The sequence below is a fragment of the Runella sp. R0.1_18 genome, from assembly GCF_057652155.1.
Genome location: NZ_JBYFCK010000008.1, coordinates 182,245 through 207,263 on the forward strand (window position 1 = coordinate 182,245; position 25,019 = coordinate 207,263).

Below are 25,019 nucleotides of genomic sequence, written 5' to 3' on the forward strand. Positions count from 1 at the left end.
GTGTATCAATGTGTGTGCACTTTTGAGATTTACGTAGCTTTTTGAGTTTGCGTTGCATTTTGGGGCTATTTCTTGGGGAATAAAACACAAAAAAGCCGAGACCATTGCGGGCCTCGGCTTCTTACGATGGTGAAATGTTAATTTTCGTCGGGTGAAATATAGCGTGCGGGACGCCACGTATTATTGCGAGGATTGATGTCAGGGGTTTTGGAATCTGGGTCAATCGTAACCGATTTAAGTGGCCCTTTGGTTGGGGCTTTAAACGTCCATGAACCACTGCGCTGAAAAACCTCAACAGGGAGTTGAATCCGCGTTTTTTTACCGTTGGTTTCTTCCAATTCTACCACGGCTGGTAAAGCCCACTGTTCTAAATTTTCAATCGTAATGATGGAACCTTTGTCGGGGGTTTGTTCTACGTATTGTACTTCTTTGACGGCTTGGTCGAGTTTGTAGTTTTCATAAAACCAACCTTTCCAAAACCAGCCAAGGTCTTCGCCTGTACCATCTTCCATGCTGCGGAAGAAATCATACGGAGTGGGGTGTTTGAACGCCCAGCGTTTTACGTATTGTTTGAAAGCATAATCAAAGCGGTCGCGGCCAACCACCACTTCCCGCAAAATCTTGAGGCCAATCGCAGGTTTGTAATACGCATCCCAGCCCAAGTTAGTCGTTTTGATGACGTCAGGAATAGTGATAATTGGGTCGGCACCGTCGCGGAAAAGGGTTGGGGCAATGTTTTGAATGTCATCCAAACGGTCTTGGTTGTATTCGCCGTCGTTGAATGCCTCGGTGGAGAGCATATTGATAAAGGTGTTGAAACCTTCGTCCATCCACGCAAACTTACGTTCGTTGTTGCCCACAATCATCGGAAACCAAGTATGCCCAAATTCGTGGTCAGTGACGCCCCAAAGCGATTCTTTTTTGTCGTTGTGGGCGCAAAAAACAATGCCAGGGTATTCCATTCCGCCCACAATTCCCGCTACGTTGGTAGCGACGGGGTAGGGGTATTCAAGCAAATATTTTGAATAAAACTCTAAGCAGCCTTTCACGTATTCGGTAGAGCGCCCCCAGCTATCATTGCCTGCGCTCTCGACAGGATACACCGACTGTGCCAAGGCAGGTTTACCACTTGGTAGATTCATTTTAGCGGCGTCCCAAACAAACGACTGCGAAGTTGCCCAAGCTACGTCGCGGGCATTGTTACAGCGGAAACGCCAAGTAAGCATACCCTCTTGTTTTGGGCGAGAGTTTTTGTCTTTCACTTCTTTTTCCGTCCGAATCATCACCGTTTTATCGCTCTTACGGGCTTCTTCGAGGCGCTTTAATTGCTCTGTTGTAAGTACTTCCGTTGGGTTAAGCAGTTCGCCCGAACCTACTACAATGTGGTTCCAAGGAACGGTTACGCTGTATTCATAATTTCCATAGTCTAGGTAAAACTCGCCTGCGCCGAGGTAGGGAAGTACATTCCACCCTTCGATGTCATCAAATACGCACATACGTGGGTACCACTGGGCCATTTCATACACTATTCCATTGCGCGTGTCGAGTTTTCCCATGCGGTCGGAGGCATACGATGGGATTTTGAACGAATAAGTGACTTTTACTTTGATAACGTCGCCACCCGACTTGATTGGCTCGGCTAGGCGAATCTGCATACGGGTATCATCGACAATGTACTCGGCGGGCGTCGCTTTGCCTTTTCCTTGCTGAACTGTCACGGTGCTAACCACGTAGCCGCCCTCAAAACCTGAATTACCATAACGACCACCACTGAGCGGGGTAGTTTTGCCGCTACGAGAGTTATCATTGAAGGCGTTTTGGTCGAGTTGAAGCCAAAGAAAAGGCAGCGTTTCGGGGCTGTTGTTAAGGTAAGTAATTTCTACTTCACCGTTGAGCTGATTAGCCGCTTCGTCGAGGGTTACAGCAATTTTGTAATCAGCGTGATTCTGCCAGTAACGAGGACCTGGTGCACCGCTTCCTGTTCGAAACTCATTGGCAGGCTGATAATTAAATAATGGGTTGAACAATACGTGCGGGTCGTATTTGCTGGTGGGGTTTTGGGCTCGCACCAATGCGGCAAGGCTTACCAAAAATAAAAAACAGAGTTGTCGGAACATTTTAGTGAAATTTGCAGAAAAACGAAGGTAAAACAGAATTGTTGTAAAACGTAAAAAAGCGACTTAGAATCCCCAACTTTGGGTCTATTTTCACCCAATTTGGGGTAAAAGAAAAAATAAGTATCTATGGCATTACAAAAAATACCCGTCAATCTAATCACTGGCTTTTTGGGCGTAGGCAAAACCACAACGCTCCAAAACATCCTCAAACGCAAACCAGCCGACGAACGCTGGGCGGTGATTATCAACGAATTTGGGGCGGTTTCTATCGACCATACGCCCTTTGCTGGAGCGGATGAAAATGGTTTGGTAGTCAAAGAAGTCGCAGGTGGCTGTATTTGTTGCTCGGCCAATCTGCCCATGCAAATGACCCTGACGCTCGTGCTGCGCCAAATCAAACCTCATCGAATTTTGATTGAACCCACTGGAATAGGGCACCCAGAGGCAATTTTGGACATGCTTCGGGGAAAGTTTTTGAAAGATGTACTGGACATCCGCGCCACGGTATGTTTGGTTGACCCAAGGCAGTGGGACAACGAAGAATACCGCGAACACGAGACATTTATTGATCAAATTACCCTCTCCGATGTGTTGATTGCGAATAAAATCGACTTGGCTGGCGAAGAGCTTACGCGGGAGTTTCTGGGGTGGGCCAAAGAGCTGTTTCCACCGAAGATTCTGATTGGTGCCGTCGAACAGGGCGATGTTGACCCTAATTGGCTGAATATCGAGCCTTTTCCCAATCGCAAAGCTTTGCACCCCAGTGCCCATGAGCACGAGCATCACCACCATCACCACGGCGAAGCACACGACTTACCCATTCCTGAAGTGGGTAAACCGTTAATGAAAGAAAGCCATGGTTTAGGACGATATAGCTGCGGTTGGGTATTCTCGCCCGATGAGGTTTTTGATTTGCAAAAGTTAAAAGCTTGGGTGACCTCCGTCAAACAAGTGGAACGAGTAAAAGGAGCGTTTCGGACGGGCGTGGATTGGGTATTAATCAATGCCGTTCGAGGTGAGTTTTCGATTGAATACCTAGCCTACCGCCGCGATAGCCGCGTGGAGTGTATCGGAGGAAACCCACTTCCGTGGAAGACCTTAGAAGAAGGCTTGAAAGGCTGTTTGTTGGAACAAAAATAACCCAACATGAAAAAAAACGTTGGGATAGCGATGGGCTTGAGCGCCATGGTGTACTTAACGTACGCAATGGTACAGCCCACGTATTCTTACGAATTGTTGGACAAACGTTTTGACGCCCACAAATACGCGGAAAGCTATCGGTATTTTCGGGGCATCACGCCTGAGTACCTCTCTTCTTTTCCTTTTAATACCCGAATTTTGAGCCCGTGGCTGGCAGCGCATTTGCCCTTCAATGACCTAAAAATAGATTTTGTTGGCCTCAATGGCCTGTTTGTGGTGCTGACCGTGGGGCTATTGATGTTGATTTGGCAAAAACTACACCTTCGCCTTTCAGTCATTGGACTGGGATTGTTTTGGCTACTTTTTCATTGGAAAGGACTGGTGCGTATGTACCTGCCCGACCCCGTGACGGCAGATGTGGGAAGCTATTTTTGGTTAACGCTCTTGCTGTTTTTTGGGGTTATAGAAAGTAAAAACTGGCTTTTTATAGTGGTTGTGGCCGTTTTAGGAACGCTGCAAAAGGAGTCGTTTATTGCCGTCATTGGATGTATGGCTTTGTGGAATGGGGTGAATGTCGCTGTTTTCAACCAGTCAAAACGTCCCTTTTTTATTGCATTATCAGCGCTATTGGTGGCGTTGTTGGTGTATTACGTAGCTTTGTATTTTTTCCCTCCCTCCACGTCCGATTGGCGAAATAACTCCCTAGTAACATTGCTTCGGGTAGCAAAAAGATATCTCGTAGAGCCAGAATTATTAACGCGGATTCCCACAAGTTGGGTGTTGGCTTTTGGAACGTTGTGGCTAGCTGGCTCACCCAATAAGCATTGCACCTCATTCTCAGTCTACGCCCTCAAGGAGAAAGGCGTTCAAAATCTCCCTCTCCTGCAAGGAGAGGGGGACTCAGGGGGTGAGGTAAACACCCATTTGCAAATTCAACTCATTGTGTGGCTGTTTCTCAGCGTGTTTGGAGGCGGAGATACGAGCCGAATTTTATTTAACGGAATGCCGTTTGTATTGACATTTTTGCTGCTGCGTTTAAATCATCAGCCTACTTGGGTTACTGGCTACGTGTTCCTGACGTCGTTGCCGTTGATGCGTTTGTACGAAGTAGAACCTGACCTTGGGCGTTTTCCTAGCGAAACACATCGTTGGTGCGTGGAGTGCTGGACTGCCAGCGAAAGTTGGGGCTATGCGGTGTACGCTTTAGCGGTTTTAGCGGGTTATTATTACCTTTTGCGACATTTTAACGTCGTTGGCGGTCGTAAAACGCAGGACATACAAGCCCGCAGGTAGTTTGTTGATGTCCATTGGTAGCTCGGTAGTGGCTTGTGGGACAACGATGCTGCGGATGAATTGTCCACTGATGGAAAACAGGTCAAGCGTTCCTTTTTCGGGAACTTGGGCGTAAAGAAAGTTGGACGTAGGATTTGGATACACAAAAAACTCCAGCTCGTTGCCAGTAGCAGTGCCTTTGGGAGAGTTGTTTTTCAAAAAGCGAATTCCGCCTGTATTGCCTCCTATAAGTAGTTCGGGGAGTTGGTCGCCGTTTACATCACCTGCCGCAGGAAACAGCCCCACGCCAATGCGGATAAATTCAGATTTGCTATTAAATGCGTTGAAAATAAGGCTGCTGTCGCTTTTAAGCGTAGCCAAGGTGGTAAAGTTTTGGTAAACACGTAAGCGACCCAGTAAGTCTCCCATAACAAGCTCAGGTTTTTGGTCAGCATTGAGGTCGGCTACAACCATGCCCTGGGCGCGGCGCTCAAAATCAACGTCAATTCCGCCAAAAGCTTCACTTTTAAGTTCGTAGATGGGGGATGTCGTACTTCCCACATTTTGGTGAAACTCCACATTTCCCGAATTTTTACTCACCAGTACGTCTAGTTTTCCATCTTTGTCGATGTCGTAGTAGAGTAAATTCTCTCCGTTAGTGAAATTTTTAGGAAGCGGCATTTTGGTGATTCGACTCGTATCTAGCCGCATTACTTGTCCACGCGGGGCTAGATTAGGCAGGTAGCGAATGTCCATTCCTTTAAAGGTATTGGCCCAAAAACCCAAATCAGTGGTGCCATCGCCGTTCAAATCCGTAAAAAATGGTTTGGCATTGACCAAACTCACGTTTTCTTTTTTAAATAATTGGGCACTTAACCCAAGAAAGTCTTCATTGATAAACTCAAATGCTGGTTGGGTAGCGTTTCCAGTATTTCTAAAAAACGCGATACCCGCCCGATACCCGTCAGTAGTCCGTAATCCGCCATAACCCACGACCAAATCTAGGTCGCCGTCACCGTCAATGTCGGCCAAGGCGGGGGTGGCGTTTTCTCCCAAATCAATCATCCCATCTTGGAGAAAATCCATTTGACGATAGGTAAACTTAGGGTTAGTAGTGGTTCCTTCGTTTTTATACAACCAGTTGGATTGCCTCAAATTGAGCAATGGGTTGGTGGCAATGTCGGTACTGCTGGGGCTGGCAATCAAGTCCTTTTGGCCGTCGCCGTCGATGTCTTCCAAATAAGGAGAAGGAAAAACGGGGAAATTGATGGGAGTAACGGCAGGGAAAGAAGGTTGCGCACTGCCGATGAGCGTCGCCATTCCGTTTCCACCTACGTTGGTCAGCATCACTACGTTGTCACAAGCAACGTGGCCGTGCAGGACGTCTTTGTTGCCGTCGCCGTTGAGGTCTCCTACCCAGAGGGTGTTTCCTGCGTGCGCAATACGGGCGCTGGAGGGATTTTGAAGAGTGACGTCGATAGGTGGAAGGTTGAAAAGGTATTGGTCACAAAAGGAGGTGGCGCTGAAACGTCCCCAATTGTTGGTCGTTTTCTTAAAAATAAACGGATTCGTACTTTTTTGTTCTTTGCTAAAGTTTTGGTGAAGCTCTACCGACGTTCCCGTAAAATCAAAAGTAAGAATATCAATGTCGCCGTCGTCGTCAACGTCAGTAATGGCAGGTAAGTCGGTGGGCTGAACGTATAAATTGATATTACCCGAAAAACCTTGGGTGAGAATCGGGTCGGCAATGAGCGACCACGAAAAGCCGTTAGAAACCGCCACATTTCTAAAAACCCGAATACCACCGTTGGTGCTCGTGAAAAGGTCTTTACGGCCATCTTGGTCAAAATCAACGAGTAGCATCCAATGAAGCATGTCTGCTGGAAAGCGTGTTTCGTACTCAGGGGCGTGTTTCCATTGCAATCCAGTCGTTTGCGGTACGGCCAAAAAGGTGTTGACCGAATGGCTCGAACGTTCAAAAACTACCAAATCTTCGATTCCGTCGTCATTGAGGTGCATCTTAGAAAACTGAGCATTGTTGAGCCCACCTACCCAAGGGTTAAGAAGCTTTTTCCCCTGAATTGTCACGGGAACAGCATTGTCCCATTGAAAAGAAAACGACTGAGCCAACGCCGTGAAAGTCGTGCATACACCTAAAATAATTCCCGCCAAACCGCGATAACCGAAGGAATGGAGGAGGGGTGTGGTGAAATTTGGTAGCAGAAGCTTCATTCGTTGTTCAATTTTTCTTTGGCAAAATCGTTACACAACAAAAAACGTTTTTATGGCTCAAAAAGTGTTACATAGACTGCTACTCAACGGACTTTTTATTCATTTTGTTTGGGGTTTGTCAACGGCATTGGCGCAGCCAAAGTACCATAATCTGGTACTTGAAGGAGGTGGGATTCGAGGCGTCGCTTATTGTGGGGCGCTGCAAGAATTGGAACAAAGAGGGATGCTGCACAGTATTCGTCGCATTGGCGGAACATCGGCGGGGGCGATTCAAGCGTCGTTGTTGTCGGTAGGTTATTCGGCAGCGGAGCTAACGGACTTGGTTTCTGAGATGAAAGTGGAATCGTTCAACGACGGTCAATATATTTTTGTGGGAGGAACACAGCGATTGGTGGAGCGCTTTGGCTGGTACCGAGGTGATGCGTTTCGACGCTGGATTGGTGAAAAAATCGACATCAGAACGGGGAATTCGGGGCTGACTTTTGGGGAGCTTCACGAACTTGCCCAACGCGATAGTTGCCTGAAAGACTTGTACGTGACGGTGACCAACCTCACGCAGCAAAAACCGATGGTGCTGTCGTACGAAAACTTTCCCAATCTAGCCATTGCGGATGCAGTACGGGCGTCGATGTCGATTCCTTTGTACTACTGCGCGGTGTTTATGGACAGTACGGGGCGTTTTTATTCGCGGCCTCCGCGTACGGTTCCCGCCGACGTTTTGGTGGATGGCGGGCTGCTGCTCAATTATCCGATTGGTTTGTTTGACCAAAACCGCTTTTTGAGTCAACCGCAGCCTCAGTTACCTCCCGATGCCTATGTATTTAACCACGAAACTCTCGGTTTACGTCTCGAAAGTGCCGAACAAATCAAGGCCGACGCTCAGAATTTTGGACTAGCTCCTTACCCCATTCGCAGTTTTAAAACCTACATGGGGGCGTTTTATAACCTTGTTTCGGAAGCTGCCAATCGGGCTAGTTTTCGTCCAGAAGATTTGAAACGTACGATTTCGATTGACTTTCAGAACATTGGCGTAAAAGTCCGAAAGCTTTCTCTGTTGGAAAAAAATACTTTGATCGAAAGCGGGAAAAAATGCGTTTGTGATTTTTGTAAACCAACCGCCACGACCTCAGAGAATTGACATCAATTCATTCAAATGCTGCACATCGTAGGTAGGTGTTTGCTCAAATTTTAAGCTTTTGGGGTTGTAAAAAGCGGCATCAATTCCAAAACGAAGCGCACCCATAATGTCAGCCTCCCAGTTGTCGCCAATCATTAAACTTTCGTCAGGGCGGGCATTGGCGGAGCGAAGTGCAAACTCAAAAATCTGGGCATCAGGCTTTTTAGCACCTGCTTTTTCGTTGGTGATAACATGTTCAAAGTACTGCTGAATACCCGAACTGGCCATTTTAGAGGCTTGAATCGAATCAAAGCCGTTGGTGACAATGTGTAGTTGGTAGTTTTTGTTGGCACAATAGTCCAACAGCTCCACAGCACCGTCTAGCAGGTGTGATTTTTGGGGTAAAAGCCGCAAATATTCTTCTCCCATGTCTTTCCCTACGGCAAGGTTATCGACTTTGAGTGCTTCAAAGACCAATCGAAAACGATTTTCGCGAATAAAACCATGCGCGATGTGGCCACGGTCAAAGTCGGCCCAAAGTTGGGTATTGATTTCGATAAAGGTTTTGACAAAATCACCGAGTGATAAAATCCCGTGATTTTGTAGTTGAAACGTATGGTAGATTTCAGAAAGAGATTCGGCCGAATTGCGCTCAAAATCCCATAAAGTGTGGTCGAGGTCGAAAAAAAGATGTTTGTAAGCAGGCATTGTGGACAGCTAGGTTGCTATTTTTTTCAAAACTACGAAAATCAACGTTACTTTGTTTTATGAACACTTCACTCATTCTTTCTGATATTTACATTTATCCCGTCAAATCATTGGGCGCGATTCGGGTTTCGCAGGCCGAAGTCGAAGAACGGGGCTTACGCTTTGACCGCCGTTGGGTGGTGATTGATGATACCAATCGCTTTGTGACACAGCGCCAACATCCGACCATGGCGTTAATTGAGGTAACCTTGACTGACAATGGCTTGGAACTTCGACACCGCACGCGCGCTTTGGGAGTCTTAACGGTACCTGCACTTCCCGAAACCTTCGATTTGGTGCCTGTAACCGTTTGGGACGATACCATCGAAGCCGTAGTAGTCAACGATGCCTGTAATCGTTGGCTGACGGAGGCGTTGGGTTTTTCGGTGCGTTTAATGTATTTGCCTGATACTTCGCCGCGTTTGGCCGACCCAGATTATGCCCCTTTCGACGTCAACGTAAGCTTTGCCGATGGTTTTCCTTTTTTGTTGATTGGCCAATCTTCCTTAGATGATTTAAACACTCGACTGCCCGACGCAGTTTCTATGGTACGCTTTCGACCAAACTTTGTTTTTGAAGGCGGCGAGCCTTACGACGAAGACCAATGGTACGAGTTTACGATAGGAGGAGTCAGCTTTTATGGCGTAAAACCCTGTGCGCGCTGTGTCCTGACCACGGTTGACCCAGAAAAAGGGGAAATTTCGGGCAAAGAACCTTTGCGTACGTTGTCCACTTATCGAAAAAGAAACAATAAGATTTTCTTTGGTCAAAATGTAGTCACGCAAGAATCGGGACAAATTAAGGTGGGAGACGAAGTCGTGGTTGTGAGTCGGAAGGTGCGTTATACAATGAGTGAAGGAATTTAATTAACGAACAGACGAAGACGTCCGTAACACAAATGAAAACAGCAGCGGTCATTGGCGCAGGAATTGCGGGCATTGCAACAAGCATTCGGCTAGCCAATAAAGGGTATAAAGTGCACGTTTTTGAGGCCAATACCTATCCAGGAGGTAAACTTTCGAGTTTTGAGTTAAACGGTTATCGTTTCGACGCAGGGCCGTCGTTGTTTACCATGCCGCAGTTGGTCGATGAGCTTTTTCGTTTGTCGGGCAAAGACCCCAAAGACTATTTTGATTATATTCGACTAGAAGAAGTCTGTCGGTATTTTTGGGACGACGGGGTTCGGCTAACGGCCCATGCCGACCAGCAAAAGTTTGCACAAGAGCTCGAACAAACGCTGGGTGTGCCTGCCAAAGACGTGTTGGAACACTTAGACGACAGCGCCCTAAAATATGACGTCACCGAGAAGCTGTTTTTACACCGTTCGTTGCACAAATTGGGCACGTATTTTAACCGAGATGCACTCAAAGGTTACGCGAATTTGCATCGTTTAGATGCTTTTACCACCATGAACCGCGCCAACGAACGGCGGTTTTCTAATCCACGGGTGGTACAATTGTTCAACCGCTACGCTACCTACAACGGCTCCAATCCCTACGAAACTCCCGCGACGATGAACATCATCCCGCATTTGGAGTACAATATTGGGGCATTTTTTCCAAAAAAAGGAATGGTGGACATCACCGATAGTTTGGTGAAATTAGCTCAGGATTTAGGCGTGACGTTTCATTTTGGAACGAAAGTAACCAACATCTTAACGGAAGAAAATCGCGTAAAAGGCTTGCAACTAGGTAATAACCAAAAAGTAGAAGAGCGAACCTTCGATGTCGTTGTTTCTAACATGGACGTAGTGAATACTTTTCGGAAATTACTACCCAACGCGCGTCAACCTGAGCGCATCTTGCGCCAGCCCAAATCAAGTTCGGCCCTGATTTTTTATTGGGGGGTAAAAAAGCAATTTAACGAATTGGAGCTTCACAACATCTTCTTTTCCAACGATTACCGTACGGAATTTGAGCATTTATTTCAAAAGAAAACCATCTATTCCGACCCGACCGTTTACATCAATATTACCTCCAAATATAAACCTGACGATGCGCCAGCAGGAGGAGAAAATTGGTTTGTAATGGTTAATGCACCCAATAACGAGGGACAAGACTGGGATGCCCTCATTGCCCAAACACGGGAAGCAATTGTGCATAAATTGAGCCATAATTTAGGCGTTAACTTGGCCGAATTGATTGAATGTGAGGCGATTTTAGACCCACGCACCATCGAATCTAAGACGTCAAGCTCCCAGGGAGCGCTTTATGGCAATAGCTCCAACAATCGCTTTGCGGCTTTTCTTCGTCACGCCAATTTTTCTCGTCAGTTCAAAAACCTTTACTTTGTAGGAGGAAGCGTACACCCTGGAGGCGGGATTCCGCTGGCAATTTTGTCAGCCAAAATTGCGACCGCCGAACTTTGATAAAGTTCAGACAAAAGGGTATTTAGGCGCGATTTTTGTAACTAATCTTTGAATCTGATACCCTTTTGAATAAATAAGTTGGACAGGACGAAACGTGTGTTTGGGCAGACTACCTTGTGGGCCGTGATGGGGGTTTTGGTAGTGGGAGCAAGTTTTGCGCAACAGGTGCCTCATTATTCGCAGTATTTACAAAACCATTTTCTCATCAACCCTGCCGTAGCTGGAATTGAAAGCTATGCCGATGCCCGAGTGGGCTATCGACAGCAGTGGGGTGGGTTCGAAGACGCGCCTCGAACGTTTTATTTAACGGCTCACCTGCCTTTGGGTAATCCTAATTTTAGCGTAGAACCTGCCTCTTCTCCTCGTTTTCGTTTTGGGCGAGAAAGGTATTCATCGCAGCCCGATGCGCACGGAGGAGCAGGGTTGACGGTCGTGCGCGACCAAACTGGGCCATGGACGCGGTTTTCTATGGGAGCAACGGGCGCCTATCATTATCCAATGAATGAAGAGTGGCAAGTAAGCGCGGGGCTGACGGCAGGGCTCAGTCAGCATACGCTTGATTTTGACCAACTTCGCTTGGCAAACCCACAAGATCCGTTGGTGTCATCGGGAAGATTATCCGTGATTCGTCCCGACCTAAACGCGGGTGTTTGGGTGTATTCGACCGATTTTTTTGCTGGGTTTTCGGTAAACCAACTTTGGCCTTCAACGCTCTCGTTTAAAAACAGTAGCAGCAACTGGCAGGGGAAGGTCGTTCCTCATTTTTTTCTGACGGCTGGGTATCGGTTGCCGTTGGTAGAAGACTGGGATTTTACCCCTTCTATTTTGTTGAAAAAAGTTTCTAGTGCGCCGCTATCTTGGGATTTGAATGTAAAAATAAGCTATTCTTCCGATTTGTGGTTTGGGGCGTCCTACCGTCAATTAGAGTCTTTTACGGCCTTTTTTGGGGCAAAAGTAGCCCAACAACTGAGGGTTAATTATACCTACGAATACCCCATTTCTTCGCTACAAGTGGCTACGAGAGGGTCGCACGAAATTACGCTAGGAGTCACACTTGGTTCACGAAGTCACTATACTTCTTCGCGTCTGTTTTGGTAGTAAAATCACTCTTTTTGATAAAAATCTTGGAGGCGCTTCCGTAGCCGAGAGGCCAGTGACTTGCTCATGTCTCGGAAAAAATCAGTATCCGAGGGTGGGAAGAGGTTTTTGGAGGTAGTCAGCACTTTGCCGTTCAAGGCCCGTGTGTCTCCGCTAAACTCATGCCATTCTTCGGCCCAATCGGCGCTATCGTTGATATAATCAGAATGAAGCGGGCGCTCAGTGTCCAAATCAATGATTCTGAATTCTAACCGACAACTCGCCGATAACTCCCGACGGTGCGTAGTGAGGCTTCCTTTTACCTTTTCCATCACGTCCACTTCGGTGGTATCATTGATTTTTTTTGTACCCACTTTGTACGTTTCGTTACTTTCAACGGTCGTACAGCTCGATGACAAAGTTTCGCTTTGGGAGCTGTATTTGGTAAAACTAAGTTGAATCAAATGGTGAGGCGGAATGCTGTCGTAACGAGCAAGGGCAGGAGGGTAAAAGCGAACCAATTCGTGCGGTTGGCGACTATCAAACAGAGCATCGGCTAGTTTGTCTTCCAAATACTTGTAGTCATTTTGGGAAAGTGAATGCACATCCTTAAAAGGTTCAATCACCACCCGCAGAGTAGCGTATTCTTTGGCCAATGGCAGTAATTTATCCACGTCTTTATACGACGACCGCAGTTGTTTTACTTTTTTAAAATGAGTAAGAGCTTCTTTACAGGCTTGGCGGTTGCCTTGTTGCTTAAACGCCAGAACACCTGCTTCGTAGCGTTCGGCAGCGGCAAGGTCGCGTACCTGTTCTATGCTTTCGGTGTAGGGGCGAGGCATGGGCTGAATCAGCGAACGACAAGCCGCACACTGCGAAAATTGTTGAAAATTTTGTTGTAAACGCTGGTATTGGTACAAGACATCTTCCCATTTAAAGGGCTGATTGTTCTTGATTTGCAGCTGTATGTTTTCTTGATGAATACGTTCTTGCGCTTGGTAGGCAGCGATGAAGACCTTCGCTGCCTTGGTATGCGAAGGTTGTTTGGTCAGCCGGTACGACGATTGCTTAATGGCAAGGTCGAGCCTTCCTTTTTTAAGGGCTGTTTCGCCCGTTGTGCATCGGACCAATAGCAAAGCAATTACTAGCAAAAGTAAAAAGGGGGATTTCATAACTGTTCATGGCTTGTTAGTTCAAAAATAACGAAATTTTTGGAGGTCTGTCAACCATTCATCCTAAAAGGTTGTTTGTAATGGAAGTCGATACTCAAAAAACTATTTTGTTTTGTATGAAAGCCGCTATTCTTCCAGAAATCAAACAAGCCGTTACGGTACAAGAAGTTGAAAAACCAAGCGCTGGCACGGGTGAAGTGCTTGTGCAAATTAAAGCCGCCGCCCTCAACCACCGCGACGTTTTTATTCAACAAGGGCTTTATCCAGGGATTAAACTCCCCGCCGTTTTAGGCTCCGACGGTGCAGGTACGGTGGTAGAAGTAGGAGAAGGCGTTTCGGAAGAATGGTTAGGTAAAGACGTTATCATCAATCCGTCGCACAATTGGGGTGAAAATCCTGCTTTTTACAGTAAAAGCTTTAAAATTTTGGGAATGCCCGACAACGGAACGTTTGCCGAATACCTCAAAGTAGAAGCCCAATACCTTGCTACAAAACCCGCCCATTTGTCGTACGAAGCCGCAGCGGCAGTTCCATTGGCAGGTTTGACGGGCTGGCGGGCGCTCATGTCGCGTGCAAGTATGAAAGCAGGCGACCGCGTACTGGTAACGGGTATTGGTGGAGGAGTGGCGTTGTTTGTGCTTCAATTTGCGGTAGCGGCGGGGGCAGAAGTATGGGTAACGTCAGGTTCGGACGAAAAAATCGCCAAGGCAATCGCATTGGGAGCCAAAGGTGGCGTAAATTACAAAGATGCCAACTGGGCCAAAAACCTAATCGCCGCCACAGGGGGCGACCGTAGTGGGTACTTCAACGTCATCATCGACAGTGCAGGTGGAGCAAGTTTTGCCAAATTGATAGATGTTGCCACGGCAGGAGCAAGTATTTGTTTTTTTGGCGGAACAACGGGCAATATTACCGACATCGTGCCTGGGAAGGTGTTTTTCAAACAACTCAATATATATGGGTCAACAATGGGGACGGAGACAGAGTTTGCCGATATGGTCAACTTCTTAGCGGAGCACAAAATTGACCCCATCGTTGATAAAGTCTTTGCGTTGGAAGAGGTAGAAACGGCCTTACAACACATGGATAGCGGTGCTCAATTTGGGAAGATTGTCCTGAAAGTTGGATGATTGCCCTGAAAGCCAGTAACTTTGCAGAAAATAAGACAGTTTGGCCCATCGCAACGGCCAAACTGTCGTCTTTATGATATGATAGAAACAACAACCATTAAAAAGCAAGATATTCGTAAACTGTCGGTGGCACAGTTGAAAGACTGGTTAGCAGCCCACGGAGAACAAGGTTTTCGTGCCAAACAAATTGCCGAATGGCTGTGGAAAAAATCCGCCACGTCGTTTGACCAAATGAGTAACCTCTCGCTCAAAACGAGGGAGTTATTGGATACCCATTTTGAAATAAAGTCCATCGCAACGGCCAAATCCCAAAAAAGCTCAGACGGAACCATCAAGTCGGCTTTCCGACTGCACGATAGCCACCTTATTGAAGGGGTATTGATTCCTGCCGATGACCGAATGACGGCCTGTGTGTCGAGTCAGGTAGGTTGTTCGTTGACCTGTAAGTTTTGCGCGACGGGCTACATGGATCGCAAACGAAACCTAGATGCGGCCGAAATGTACGACCAAGTGGTGGCCATTGACCGCCAAGCTAAGGAAAACTACGGAATTCCTTTGTCGAACATTGTGTATATGGGAATGGGCGAACCACTACTCAACTATGCCAATGTACTTGAATCAGTGGAAAAAATCACTTCGCCTGATGGATTGGGAATGTCGCCAAAGCGAATTACGGTTTCAACGGCGGGAATCGCCAAAATGATTACTAAACTCGGTGACGACGGGGTGAAGTTTAACTTGGCATTGTCGCTACATGCAGCCAACGATGAAAAACGCAACAAAATCATGCCTATCAATGAATCGAATTCGTTGAAAAATTTGGCAGAAGCGTTGCAGCATTTTTACCGTAAAACCCAAAATCGCATTACTTTTGAATACATCGTGTTTCACAATTTCAACGATACGATTCAGGACGCCAGAGAATTGTGGGAGTTTACCAAAAAAGTGCCCTCAAAAGTAAATATCATCGAATACAATCCCATTGCCGAAGCCGATTTTAAAAACACGGGTGTTGATAAGCTAACGCAGTTTGCTAAATTTTTGGAAGACAAAGGCGTAGTCGTCAACGTACGCCGAAGCCGAGGTAAAGACATTGATGCAGCCTGCGGGCAGTTGGCCAACCGCGAAAAGTCAGAACAAGAATGAGTGCTTATGTCTTAGGAGGACTCTTGATAATTGCAGGGATGATGCACTTCATCAACCCAAAATTGTATAAGCCAATGATGCCTCCATGGGTACCTGCTCACCAACTTTGCATTTTTTTGTCGGGAGTAGCCGAAGTACTGTTAGGAATAGGGTTGTTGATAAATGTTACAAGAAACTGGGCCGCGTGGGGATGTGTCTTGTTGTTTATCGCCATTTTTCCTGCCAATATTTACATGTTGACTTCAGGTAAATTTCATAAAATTCCTCAATGGGTACTTTTTCTACGGTTACCCTTACAAGGAGTTCTCATTTGGTGGGCCTACCAGTTTACATAAAAAAGGCGCTGGACATAAAATTCAGCGCCTTTTTTATGTAACAAATCTTGACCTACACCTTCAAAAAGACTTTCTTTTTATAAAGGAAATATAAAACAAGCCATTCGACCACTACGAACCCAATACTATAGAATACTTTCTGGAAGGGTTCAGAGAAATACTTGACAATGCCTACAAAAAGGCGCTCCGAGGTATAGTGAAAATCGAAGAAGCTATCGCTCATATATATAAGGATGGAGTTCATGCCAATAACGGCCAGTACCCACGCCCAGCGGTTCCAGTTTTGAACGTCAATAATCCAGTAGAAAATTGATAATAAAACGAGGCTCCAGCCACCAACAAACAACACAAAAGAACTCGTCCAAAGGTTTTTATTGATGGGGAAAACGTAATCCCAGAGTTTTCCTAGCACCAGAAATACGATGCCTACCACAAAAAGATAAAGTGTTTTTTGTTGACGGCTGGTAGAACGCTCGTCGGCGTGGAGTAAATTTCCCGCAAAAATTCCTAACAATCCCGTAGCAATGGCAGGGAAGGTAGAAAACAGTCCTTCGGGGTCGTGGATGCCCTTGTGCAAATGCCCTGGGATGATTAAATGATCAAGATAACTCACGGGGTTGCACTCCATCGTCATGTGTCCTGCTCCGCAACCTGGAACGGGAACAAGCATTACAAAGGCCCAATAGCCCAGCAACAGCGAAACAAACCAGATGTATTGCGCTTTTGTGCTGAAATAAAGGTAAATAATTTGGGCAAACATCCCTGCCAAACCAATCCGAGCCAAAACACTTGGAAAGCGCATTTCGGACAGTGGCTTAATTTCAAGTCCATTGTTATAAATAATGCCCAACAAAACGAGCGTGAGTCCGCGTTGGATGATTTTTCGGAGAAGTTGTGAGCGGTCGGCGCCCTGTTCCATACGGCGGCCGAGTGAAAAAGGCGTGGAAACGCCAGCTAAAAACAAGAACAAAGGAAAAATAAGGTCATACGCTCGGAAGCCGTTCCATTCGGGGTGCGAGAGCTGTTCGGCCATTAAGATGGCTCCCGTCCAGCCAGTGGCTTCGGCGAGCGCATGAAAGATATTTTCGCCCCCCGCAATCCAGAACATATCAAAGCCTCGTAAGGCATCGAGCGATAGTAACCGTTTGGGGCGCGAATCGGTAGAAGGTGAGTTCATAGGGGGTAGATTAGATAATTCGGGTTTTAGAAAGGTACGCTCACAAAGGTCGAATGTACTATTTACTTATCCTTCAAATTTAGCTGTTACGTGTGAGCCGTCACAATAAGGCTTGTTACCCGATTGGCCACAACGGCAAAATGCCGTTACTTGTGATTTTTTGGTTTCGTTACCCGCGGTGTCTTTGACCTTTAAGTTTCCATAGACCAATAAAGGCCCTTTAGGAAGAATTTCGATGACGGTTTCAGTTTCTACTTCTACGGGTTCTTGCTCTTCTGCTTGGGTATTCATAAAATAAGACAAAGCCCCCGAAGGACATTTCTGGATTTGCTCTACAATAGCGACGGTGCTTCCACCTTCGGTTGTTATCCAAGGGCGTTTGCGTGGGTCAAAAACGGTAGGAAGTCCTCGAAAACAAATGGCAGAGTGAACACATAGGTGCGGTTGCCACACAACGGTTACTTCACCATTGGTGTAATGTTTGGTAATTTGCTTTTCCATGGGATAAGGTAAGATTATAAAGGGGAACAAAAACTACGAAATCTAACGAAAATCTACCATGCGTGCTATCATAAAGCACAAAAAAACCTGACAACATTTTCTGCTGTCAGGTGCTATAATTAGAAGGGTTTTACGCTGTAATGCCTTCTTTCATGCGTTCGGCATTGTCGGCAATCCGAAGTTGCTCAATGAAGTCGCCAATTTCACCTTCCATAAAGGCGGGTAAATTGTAAATGGTATAACCAATGCGGTGATCTGTCACGCGGCTTTGGGGGTAGTTATAGGTGCGAATTTTATCCGAACGGTCACCACTTCCCACCAACGACTTACGCTGCGACGAAACGGCTTCATTTTGCTTCTTCAACTCCATTTCGTACAGTTTTGAACGAAGCATATTCATGGCGCGCTCGCGGTTACCATGTTGGCTACGTTCTACCTGACAAACCACCACAATGCCAGTAGGTTTGTGGGTGAGTTGCACTTTAGTTTCTACCTTGTTGACGTTCTGTCCACCTGCACCTCCCGAACGCGAAGTAATGATTTCGATGTCGGCAGGGTTGATTTCTACTTCTTCAACGTCTTCAACTTCGGGTAATACTGCTACGGTAGCGGCAGAGGTATGCACGCGTCCTTGCGATTCGGTTACAGGAACGCGCTGTACGCGGTGAGCGCCTGATTCAAATTTGAGCTTACCGTACACGTCTTCACCGATGATACTCGCAATGATTTCTTTGTAGCCGCCCGTACTTCCTTCGGTAAAGTCCATGATTTCGACTTTCCAACCCATACGGTCGCAAAAACGCTGATACATGCGGAACAGGTCTCCCGCAAAAATCGCTGCTTCATCCCCACCTGTTCCTCCACGAACCTCAAGAATGACGTTGTGGCTGTCGTTGGGGTCTTTGGGGATCAACATATCTTTGAGCGTTGCTTCAAGCTCTTCGGCTTGCGGTTGAAGCTCTATCAACTCCGCTTTGGCCATATCGCGCATTTCCTCGTCGCTTTCATTGGCTACGAGGTCTTTCGCGCCTTCGATGTCGCTCAGTACTTTTTTGTACGCTTGGTACTTCTGTACGATTTTGTCTAAGTCTTTGTATTCTTTGCTCAATTTTGAAAAGCGCTTTTGGTCGGAAACGACCTCAGGCTGCACAATTTGTTGCGAGACCTCTTCGAAACGCTCTTTTATAGCTTCTAACTGTTCTAACATTGGTATTTTGTGTTTCTTTGATGACTACATAGCCCCGCAGATAATCAGAAGTTTGGCCTTGCGAGGGGGTATGTAGAGCAGATACTCTGATGAAATCCGTTTTGAATATGCAAAGGTACGACAAAAATACATTTCACCCACTTTGGGGGAAGCGTAAACCCGCAGTTACCAATACTTTTGTTTGATCGTATGAAAACAAAACTATTCATCGGGCTTATGTGGATGTGGGCGGCTTGGGCAAACGCTGCGCCACCGATTGGCTTTGACTTTTGGAATCACTTAGGTACCAACGAGGGGCTAAGCCAAAACGAAGTTCACTGTATTTTACAAGACCACCGTGGTTTGATGTGGTTTGGGACGCAAGATGGTCTCAATTGCTATGATGGGCAACGCGTGCAAGTCTTTCGTCAAACGCCTTTTGATTCTACCTCCTTGTCCGATGATTTTATTACTACACTTCACGAAGACTCCAAACAGCGCTTTTGGGTAGGTACTGCCAAAGGGCTCAACTGCTATGATTTTGCCAAAGGGACGTTTCGGCGTAGCTCTCAGCTCAAAACCGTTATTTTACAAGTCATTGAAGATAAAAATAAGACCATTTGGGTACAGACAAAAACGACTTGGTGGGTTATGGCTGCTAATGAAACCGAATTTAAGGCAACAAAACGTAGTCCTGACGATGCGAAAAAAGCATTATTGACCCAAATTACCCCGTTACTTCCTGCGAAGGTATCTGTTTCTTCGCTTATAACCGACCATCTGGGTGTTGTGTGGGTCGGAACGCGTGGCCAAGGTATCTATCGGTTTCGTTACGAATCAGACAAGCAGCAATACGTGCCTTTAGATATTTTTGATGAAGATTTTTTTGATACCAACGGTTTGAAAAGTAGCCATATTACTTGCTTGTACGAGGGAAATGAGGCCGATGAAGATATTATTTGGATAGGCACGCGCGAAGCGGGCGTGCAATTGTACAGTCGCTCCAAAAATACGTTTAAGCATTGGGAACGCCTTTTTACCCAAGAATCGGCGGCTACTCGTACATTTTTTGGATTAACGACCGATAAAAAAGGTCACTTGTGGGTGGGGTCTTATTCTGGCTTGTACCGTATTCATCGGGCAACGCATGACATCCGAACGTACAAAACTCCTCCTAATACCATCGTCGAAACCTCTTTGGAAGATACACAGGGTAGTTTTTGGGTAGGAGGAAATACGGGATTGTTTCATTTGGACAATGCCCAGCAGCAATTTGAAACGTTTAATCTGCCACTGTACGAAGGCCATCAGCCGTGGGTGTTGCGAATTTATGAAGACCCAAGCCAACAAGTTTGGGTCGGGACGCGGGGATACTTGGCCCAAATTGACCCGCAAAAAAAAGTTCGTACGTGGAAAGAACTGCCTGTGTCTAAGACCACTAAAGCAAAGTTAGAATCGGTAGGGACAATTCAGCGTGATGCCAAAGGAGGAATGTGGATTGGGATGCGGCAAGGACTCATTTATTGGCCATCCCCAAATCAGTATGCACGTTTGTTTCAAAATAACCCCAACGATGCCAAGTCGCTCATCAGCAATATGATTTTGGACGTGCATGTGGATGCCAAACAGCGCGTTTGGATTTGTTCAGCCAAAGGGTTGAGCTTGGCCAAACATCAAAATGGAAAGGTAGAGTTTGAACATTTTACCGAAAAAAATGGCCTTGCCAATTCGTTTGTGTATGGTGCCATGAGCGATAAAGCAGGGGATTTGTGGTTGACGACCAACGGGGGGCTGATTCGCTTCAATCCTGAAAAGAAAACATTTCGCACCTACACCAGTCAAGATGGCTTGGGTGGCTTGGAGTTCAACTCAGGAGGGTTTCATCGCAGCCCCGACGGGGAATTTTTTGTGGGTGGAAATGGCATGTTGCTCAGTTTTCGTCCCGACGAATTGGTGATAAACAAGCACCTTCCACGGATTTTGCTACGTTCCTTTAAAAAATTTGAAAAACCAGTTGTTCATTTAGATAGCATCATTGCGAGCGGTCAGCCCATCCATTTAGACTATGACGAAAACTTTTTCTCCTTTGAGTGGGCGGCATTGGATTATACCAACCCTTCTAGCAATCAGTTTGCATACCGTCTCGAAGGATTCGATAAAGACTGGGTCTATACGGGCACGCGCCGCTTTGTTGATTTTACTAACCTCAACCCTGGCAACTATAAATTATGGGTAAAGGCGGCCAATAACGAAGGAAAATGGAATGATCGAGATTACCTACAACTATCACTGGTCATTACCCCGCCTTTTTGGAAAACGTGGTGGTTTTATGGTATCCTCTTTTTGTTGGTTGCGGCAGTCGTCAAATTGCTTTATGATAATCACGTTCGACAATTGCTTGCGCTTGAGCGAGCAAAATTGGAGGAAAATGAACGCGTTCGGAAACTAGCTGCCCAAGATTTGCACGATGAGTTTGGAAATACCCTCACGCGAATTTCCCTCTTGACCGAATTAGTGAAAAACCGAATGAATGGCCAAGCAGGAGGTGAAGTAGGGGAGTTGTTGACCAAAATCAGCGACAATGCGAATCGAATGTACCAAGGAACCAAAGATTTTATTTGGGCGATTAACCCCGAACACGATAGCCTGTACGAAATCGCGGTTCGTTTGAAAGACTTTGGGGATGATGTTTTTGACAAAACAGGAATACGGTTCAATGTGGAAGGGTTGAATGATTCGCTTCGTGGCGTCAATTTGCCTACAGGTGCAAGTCGGCATTTGGTGCTTTTGTTCAAAGAAGCCATGAGCAATACCCTCAAACATGCTCAAGCGACCGACACTACGCTCTCGTTTGTTCCCACTCCTGACTCATTACGTATCGAATGGCAAGACAATGGACGAGGAATGGACTTGGGGCGAAGCCGATCAGGAAATGGCTTGATGAATATTCAAACGCGGGCCGAAAAAATTGGCGGCGTAGCAACGCTCACTTCGCCCAAACGCGGAGGTTTTGTCGTCTTATTTGAGCGACCATGTGCATAATTAAACTAAAAATCAGTTACTTAACATGATAAAAACACGCCTTTGTTTGGTCGAAGACGACTATATTATCCGAGAAGGTTTTGCGGCGCTTTTAAGTCAGACGCCTGATTTTGAGGTGGTAGGAGCCTATTCTAATTGCGAAGATTACCTCAAAAGTCTGGCCACCGATCGCCCCGACGTTGTTTTAATGGATTTGGAATTATCTCGCATGGGAGGAGTGGAGGGGATTGAGCGTACCAAAAAGCTCCGTCCCCAAACCCAGCTCATTGTCGTGACGGTATATGAAAACGATGGGTTAGTATTTAAGGCATTGTGTGCTGGAGCGGGAGGTTATTTGACCAAAAATATGCCCCCAAGTCGTTTGATTGACGCCATTCGAGAAATTCGCCAAGGGGGAGCTCCCATGAGTACTAATATTGCTCGAATGGTGGTTGCTTCCTTCCAAAAAAACTACCAATCTCCCCTAACTGCCCGTGAAACGGAAGTGTTAGAGCGAATAGCCCAAGGAAAAAGCTACACGACCATTGCCGATGAGCTGTTTGTCGATAAAGAGACGATTCGGACTCACATCAAAAATATTTATTGGAAGTTAGAGGTTCATTCAAAGGCAGAAGCGATTGAAAAAGCACGTAAAGAAAAATTGATTTGAGGGCATCATCGAAATACTAAACGTCAGTAATAGCATTTAAGTTTGCGGCGTTCCGCACGGCGGGCTTGGGTTCCCAAGAGATATTCTGCCCGAAAAGATAAAAAGCCGTACGAATCCTTTACTTTGGGGTTTCCGCGTTGCGCACCTGCGTCATTTCTAACTGGGTAGCCTGTTGGAAGTGTCGCAGGGTCAAGCTCTGGGCGGCGGTCAGAAAGTTGGAGTGCAAGTTCAGACATTCCAGTCGGATTAGGATAAACCGTACTGACGTCGTCCAAATAATCAGAGTTCGCGTAGTTGTTACTTAATTCGACGGCAAAACTCCAGCGCTCGTTGTATTTCCAAGAGGTACCAATCCCGATGACCCCAATACGCACGTTGCGTTTATACGCAACACCTTCTGTTTGTAGCGGTGCAAGGCTGTACCAATTCCCTTGATACTGCGCTTTAGGAGTAATGCGAGTGATTCCAATTCCACCAAATAAATAAGGATTCACTGCCCGTTCGTCGTGATAACGGAACAAATCTGCTTGTAGGCTCACATACCCGGCAGGATTGTCCGAACGAAACGAAAGGTTATTGTACCAAATAGGCCCACCTTCTTGTTTTCCAGAAATACGATAAAAATCAATTTCTCCGCGTACAGAAAAGCGTTCGGCCAAACGATAAGTAATGGCCGCAGCAATGTGAGGTTGAATAAAGCGTAAATCAGTTTTTGCGCGCATGTCGCCCATGTAATACGAAATGCCAGTTCCCACACTAAGTTTTACAACGCCAAAAGCAGGCGTATTACGATACAGGTGAGAATTACGGGACGATTGGGCTAGAACAGATACAGAACCAATCACACATACCAACAAAATAGCCAATCGAAGAGGGAGTTGTGTCATATTTTACGGGTTAAGCCTCGTATGTTTACAGCGACAATAACGAAAATGATGCCAAAGTTAATATGGATTTAGGTAGATTTTGCGAAAAGAAGCCGTAACTGCCTCAAAAACAAAAAAATATTTTTTCTTTTTTGTTGTAATGTATTGTAATATTGAATAATAATTAAGACCTTTGCAAGCCTTTTCAAAAGACGTATATTTTCTAGTCAAGACATACATTGGGTGAAGGTCCTGAATTAAGGAAACCGCATCTGAGTTCAAAGCAAAAATTAGCTAGTTTATTAGCTTTAATTTGGTTGCAACTGAAGTCAGGTGTTCTATCATCTGACTTTTTTTGTGTCTTTAGAAAATAAATACGAAGGCTAATTTGGAATGCAAAAATATAATGTTGACCTTTGCAGTCCATTTTGTAAAATAAATTGTATAACCTGCTGTAAATCAAAAAGATGTCTGGTTTAATAGGAAAAAAAATCGGAATGACAAGCGTGTACAATGCGGACGGGCAGGCTCTGGCGTGTACGGTTATTGAAGCTGGTCCTTGTGTAGTAACGCAAGTAAAAACCGAAGAAACCGATGGATACCAAGCTATTCAGCTCGGTTTCGGTGAGAAGAAAGAAAAGCACACGACTCAGCCGCTCATGGGTCACTTCAAAAAAGCTGGAACTACTCCTAAGCGCAAGCTCGTCGAGTTCAAAGAGTTCACACAAGAACTTTCTTTGGGTCAGACGTTGGAAGTAGCCGACGTTTTTATTGAAGGAGACTTTGTGGATGTGGTTGGAACTGCCAAAGGTCGTGGTTTTCAAGGTGTTGTAAAGCGTCATGGCTTTGGTGGGGTTGGAGGCCAAACTCACGGTCAGCACAACCGTCAACGTCACCCAGGTTCGATTGGGGCTTGTTCGTTTCCGTCGCGTGTATTCAAAGGAATTCGCATGGCAGGTCGTATGGGTAACAACCGTGTGAAGGTTCAAAACCTCAAAGTGTTGAAGGTAATCCCTGGGCAGAATATCGTCGTTATCAGTGGCTCAGTGCCAGGTGCGAAGAATTCGTTTGTAATCATTGAAAAGTAATCAATCGCAACGGCGAATCAAGACAATGGAACTTTCAGTATTAAATATAAAAGGACAAGCTACTGGTAAAACAGTATCTCTTTCCGATGAAGTGTTCGGCATCGAGCCAAATGAGCACGTAGTATATTTGGATGTGAAACAGTACTTGGCCAATCAACGTCAAGGTACTCACAAGTCAAAAGAGCGTGCCGAGGTTTCTTATTCAACTAGAAAAATCAAGCGCCAAAAGGGAACTGGTGGAGCTCGTGCGGGTTCAATTAAGTCGCCAGTGTTCGTAGGTGGTGGACGTGTATTCGGACCTAGACCACGCGACTATAGCTTCAAATTGAATAAAAAAGTAAAAGCGTTGGCGCGTAAGTCAGTGCTTTCACAGAAAGCTAAAGCAAACGGTATTTCGGTAGTAGAAGACTTTACGTTTGATGCTCCAAAAACAAAACAATACCTTTCGTTTTTGAACGCGCTTTCACTTACTGGTAAGAAAACACTTCTTATTTTGCCAGAATACAATAACAACGTGTATTTGTCAGGACGTAACATTCCTAAAACAAATATCACTACAGCAGGTGATGTCAATACATACGACCTTATCAATGCTGAGGTGTTGTTAATCAGTGAAACAGCGGTGTCGAAGTTAGAAAATCTCTTGAACAAGTAAGA

The 25,019-nt window shown here is 45.9% G+C and carries 21 protein-coding genes; 13 read left to right on the forward strand and 8 right to left on the reverse strand.

Annotated features, from left to right (window positions below):
* Positions 1 to 137: 137 nt before the first annotated feature.
* Positions 138 to 2,117: a M1 family metallopeptidase gene (locus AC23P2_RS16060; protein ID WP_487774152.1), complete on the reverse strand. Its 1,980-nt coding sequence runs from the start codon at positions 2,115 to 2,117 to the stop codon at positions 138 to 140.
* Between the two features lie 126 nt (positions 2,118 to 2,243).
* On the opposite strand from AC23P2_RS16060, the gene AC23P2_RS16065 reads away from it, so the two are divergent.
* Positions 2,244 to 3,257 (forward strand): CobW family GTP-binding protein, encoded by a 1,014-nt coding sequence (locus AC23P2_RS16065; RefSeq protein ID WP_487774153.1) that lies wholly within the window; start codon positions 2,244 to 2,246, stop codon positions 3,255 to 3,257.
* A gap of 6 nt (positions 3,258 to 3,263) precedes the next feature.
* Positions 3,264 to 4,550: a hypothetical protein gene (locus AC23P2_RS16070; RefSeq protein ID WP_487774154.1), complete on the forward strand. Its 1,287-nt coding sequence runs from the start codon at positions 3,264 to 3,266 to the stop codon at positions 4,548 to 4,550.
* On the opposite strand, the gene AC23P2_RS16075 is transcribed toward AC23P2_RS16070, so the two are convergent.
* Complete coding sequence (locus AC23P2_RS16075) at positions 4,470 to 6,761, reverse strand: FG-GAP-like repeat-containing protein (protein ID WP_487774155.1); 2,292 nt, start codon at positions 6,759 to 6,761, stop codon at positions 4,470 to 4,472. The genes AC23P2_RS16070 and AC23P2_RS16075 overlap by 81 nt on opposite strands.
* Positions 6,762 to 6,813: 52 nt before the next feature.
* Between AC23P2_RS16075 and AC23P2_RS16080 the strand changes: the two genes are divergently transcribed.
* Entirely contained in the window at positions 6,814 to 7,899 is a 1,086-nt protein-coding gene (locus tag AC23P2_RS16080) for a patatin-like phospholipase family protein (protein WP_487774156.1), read from the forward strand.
* On the opposite strand, the gene AC23P2_RS16085 is transcribed toward AC23P2_RS16080, so the two are convergent.
* Positions 7,888 to 8,586 (reverse strand): YjjG family noncanonical pyrimidine nucleotidase, encoded by a 699-nt coding sequence (locus tag AC23P2_RS16085; protein ID WP_487774157.1) that lies wholly within the window; start codon positions 8,584 to 8,586, stop codon positions 7,888 to 7,890. The genes AC23P2_RS16080 and AC23P2_RS16085 overlap by 12 nt on opposite strands.
* 59 nt (positions 8,587 to 8,645) lie before the next feature.
* On the opposite strand from AC23P2_RS16085, the gene AC23P2_RS16090 reads away from it, so the two are divergent.
* The 3 genes from AC23P2_RS16090 to AC23P2_RS16100 all read left to right on the forward strand — a co-directional run bounded on the left by AC23P2_RS16090 (position 8,646) and on the right by AC23P2_RS16100 (position 12,091).
* On the forward strand, positions 8,646 to 9,491 hold the full coding sequence (locus AC23P2_RS16090; protein WP_487774158.1) for an MOSC domain-containing protein: 846 nt from the start codon (positions 8,646 to 8,648) through the stop codon (positions 9,489 to 9,491).
* 32 nt (positions 9,492 to 9,523) lie between these two features.
* The gene (gene crtD / locus AC23P2_RS16095; protein WP_487774159.1) at positions 9,524 to 10,993 is read left to right on the forward strand and encodes a 1-hydroxycarotenoid 3,4-desaturase CrtD; all 1,470 of its coding nucleotides are present in this window, start codon (positions 9,524 to 9,526) and stop codon (positions 10,991 to 10,993) included.
* Positions 10,994 to 11,071: 78 nt separating this feature from the next.
* Positions 11,072 to 12,091 carry a PorP/SprF family type IX secretion system membrane protein gene (locus AC23P2_RS16100; protein WP_487774160.1) on the forward strand — a complete coding sequence of 340 codons (1,020 nt, stop codon included), beginning with the start codon at positions 11,072 to 11,074 and terminating at the stop codon, positions 12,089 to 12,091.
* 5 nt (positions 12,092 to 12,096) lie between these two features.
* Here AC23P2_RS16100 and AC23P2_RS16105 read toward each other — a convergent pair whose 3' ends face one another.
* Positions 12,097 to 13,242 (reverse strand): hypothetical protein, encoded by a 1,146-nt coding sequence (locus tag AC23P2_RS16105; protein WP_487774161.1) that lies wholly within the window; start codon positions 13,240 to 13,242, stop codon positions 12,097 to 12,099.
* Between the two features lie 116 nt (positions 13,243 to 13,358).
* Between AC23P2_RS16105 and AC23P2_RS16110 the strand changes: the two genes are divergently transcribed.
* The 3 genes from AC23P2_RS16110 to AC23P2_RS16120 all read left to right on the forward strand — a co-directional run bounded on the left by AC23P2_RS16110 (position 13,359) and on the right by AC23P2_RS16120 (position 15,853).
* Complete coding sequence (locus AC23P2_RS16110; RefSeq protein ID WP_487774162.1) at positions 13,359 to 14,372, forward strand: quinone oxidoreductase family protein; 1,014 nt, start codon at positions 13,359 to 13,361, stop codon at positions 14,370 to 14,372.
* A gap of 78 nt (positions 14,373 to 14,450) precedes the next feature.
* Positions 14,451 to 15,518: a dual-specificity RNA methyltransferase RlmN gene (gene rlmN / locus AC23P2_RS16115; protein ID WP_028523573.1), complete on the forward strand. Its 1,068-nt coding sequence runs from the start codon at positions 14,451 to 14,453 to the stop codon at positions 15,516 to 15,518.
* On the forward strand, positions 15,515 to 15,853 hold the full coding sequence (locus tag AC23P2_RS16120) for a DoxX family protein (protein WP_487774163.1): 339 nt from the start codon (positions 15,515 to 15,517) through the stop codon (positions 15,851 to 15,853). Before rlmN ends, AC23P2_RS16120 begins: the two co-directional genes overlap by 4 nt.
* 52 nt (positions 15,854 to 15,905) lie before the next feature.
* Here AC23P2_RS16120 and AC23P2_RS16125 read toward each other — a convergent pair whose 3' ends face one another.
* From AC23P2_RS16125 to prfA, 3 genes are all read right to left on the reverse strand, one after another.
* Positions 15,906 to 17,030, reverse strand: coding sequence for an acyltransferase family protein (locus AC23P2_RS16125; protein ID WP_487774164.1), 1,125 nt, complete (start codon positions 17,028 to 17,030; stop codon positions 15,906 to 15,908).
* A gap of 66 nt (positions 17,031 to 17,096) precedes the next feature.
* Positions 17,097 to 17,531, reverse strand: a complete 435-nt coding sequence (locus AC23P2_RS16130) for a (4Fe-4S)-binding protein (protein WP_487774165.1) — start codon at positions 17,529 to 17,531, stop codon at positions 17,097 to 17,099.
* 130 nt (positions 17,532 to 17,661) lie between these two features.
* A complete protein-coding gene (gene prfA / locus AC23P2_RS16135) occupies positions 17,662 to 18,738 on the reverse strand; it encodes a peptide chain release factor 1 (RefSeq protein ID WP_487774166.1) in 1,077 nt (358 codons plus the stop codon).
* 189 nt (positions 18,739 to 18,927) lie between these two features.
* On the opposite strand from prfA, the gene AC23P2_RS16140 reads away from it, so the two are divergent.
* Together AC23P2_RS16140 and AC23P2_RS16145 are read left to right on the forward strand one after the other, a co-directional pair.
* Entirely contained in the window at positions 18,928 to 21,759 is a 2,832-nt protein-coding gene (locus tag AC23P2_RS16140; RefSeq protein WP_487774167.1) for a sensor histidine kinase, read from the forward strand.
* 25 nt (positions 21,760 to 21,784) lie between these two features.
* Entirely contained in the window at positions 21,785 to 22,408 is a 624-nt protein-coding gene (locus AC23P2_RS16145) for a response regulator transcription factor (protein ID WP_487774168.1), read from the forward strand.
* Positions 22,409 to 22,431: 23 nt separating this feature from the next.
* Here AC23P2_RS16145 and AC23P2_RS16150 read toward each other — a convergent pair whose 3' ends face one another.
* The gene (locus tag AC23P2_RS16150; RefSeq protein ID WP_487774169.1) at positions 22,432 to 23,295 is read right to left on the reverse strand and encodes an outer membrane beta-barrel protein; all 864 of its coding nucleotides are present in this window, start codon (positions 23,293 to 23,295) and stop codon (positions 22,432 to 22,434) included.
* Between the two features lie 446 nt (positions 23,296 to 23,741).
* On the opposite strand from AC23P2_RS16150, the gene rplC reads away from it, so the two are divergent.
* Together rplC and rplD are read left to right on the forward strand one after the other, a co-directional pair.
* Positions 23,742 to 24,362, forward strand: a complete 621-nt coding sequence (rplC, locus tag AC23P2_RS16155; protein WP_487774170.1) for a 50S ribosomal protein L3 — start codon at positions 23,742 to 23,744, stop codon at positions 24,360 to 24,362.
* Between the two features lie 25 nt (positions 24,363 to 24,387).
* The gene (gene rplD, locus AC23P2_RS16160; RefSeq protein WP_487774171.1) at positions 24,388 to 25,017 is read left to right on the forward strand and encodes a 50S ribosomal protein L4; all 630 of its coding nucleotides are present in this window, start codon (positions 24,388 to 24,390) and stop codon (positions 25,015 to 25,017) included.
* Positions 25,018 to 25,019: the final 2 nt, after the last annotated feature.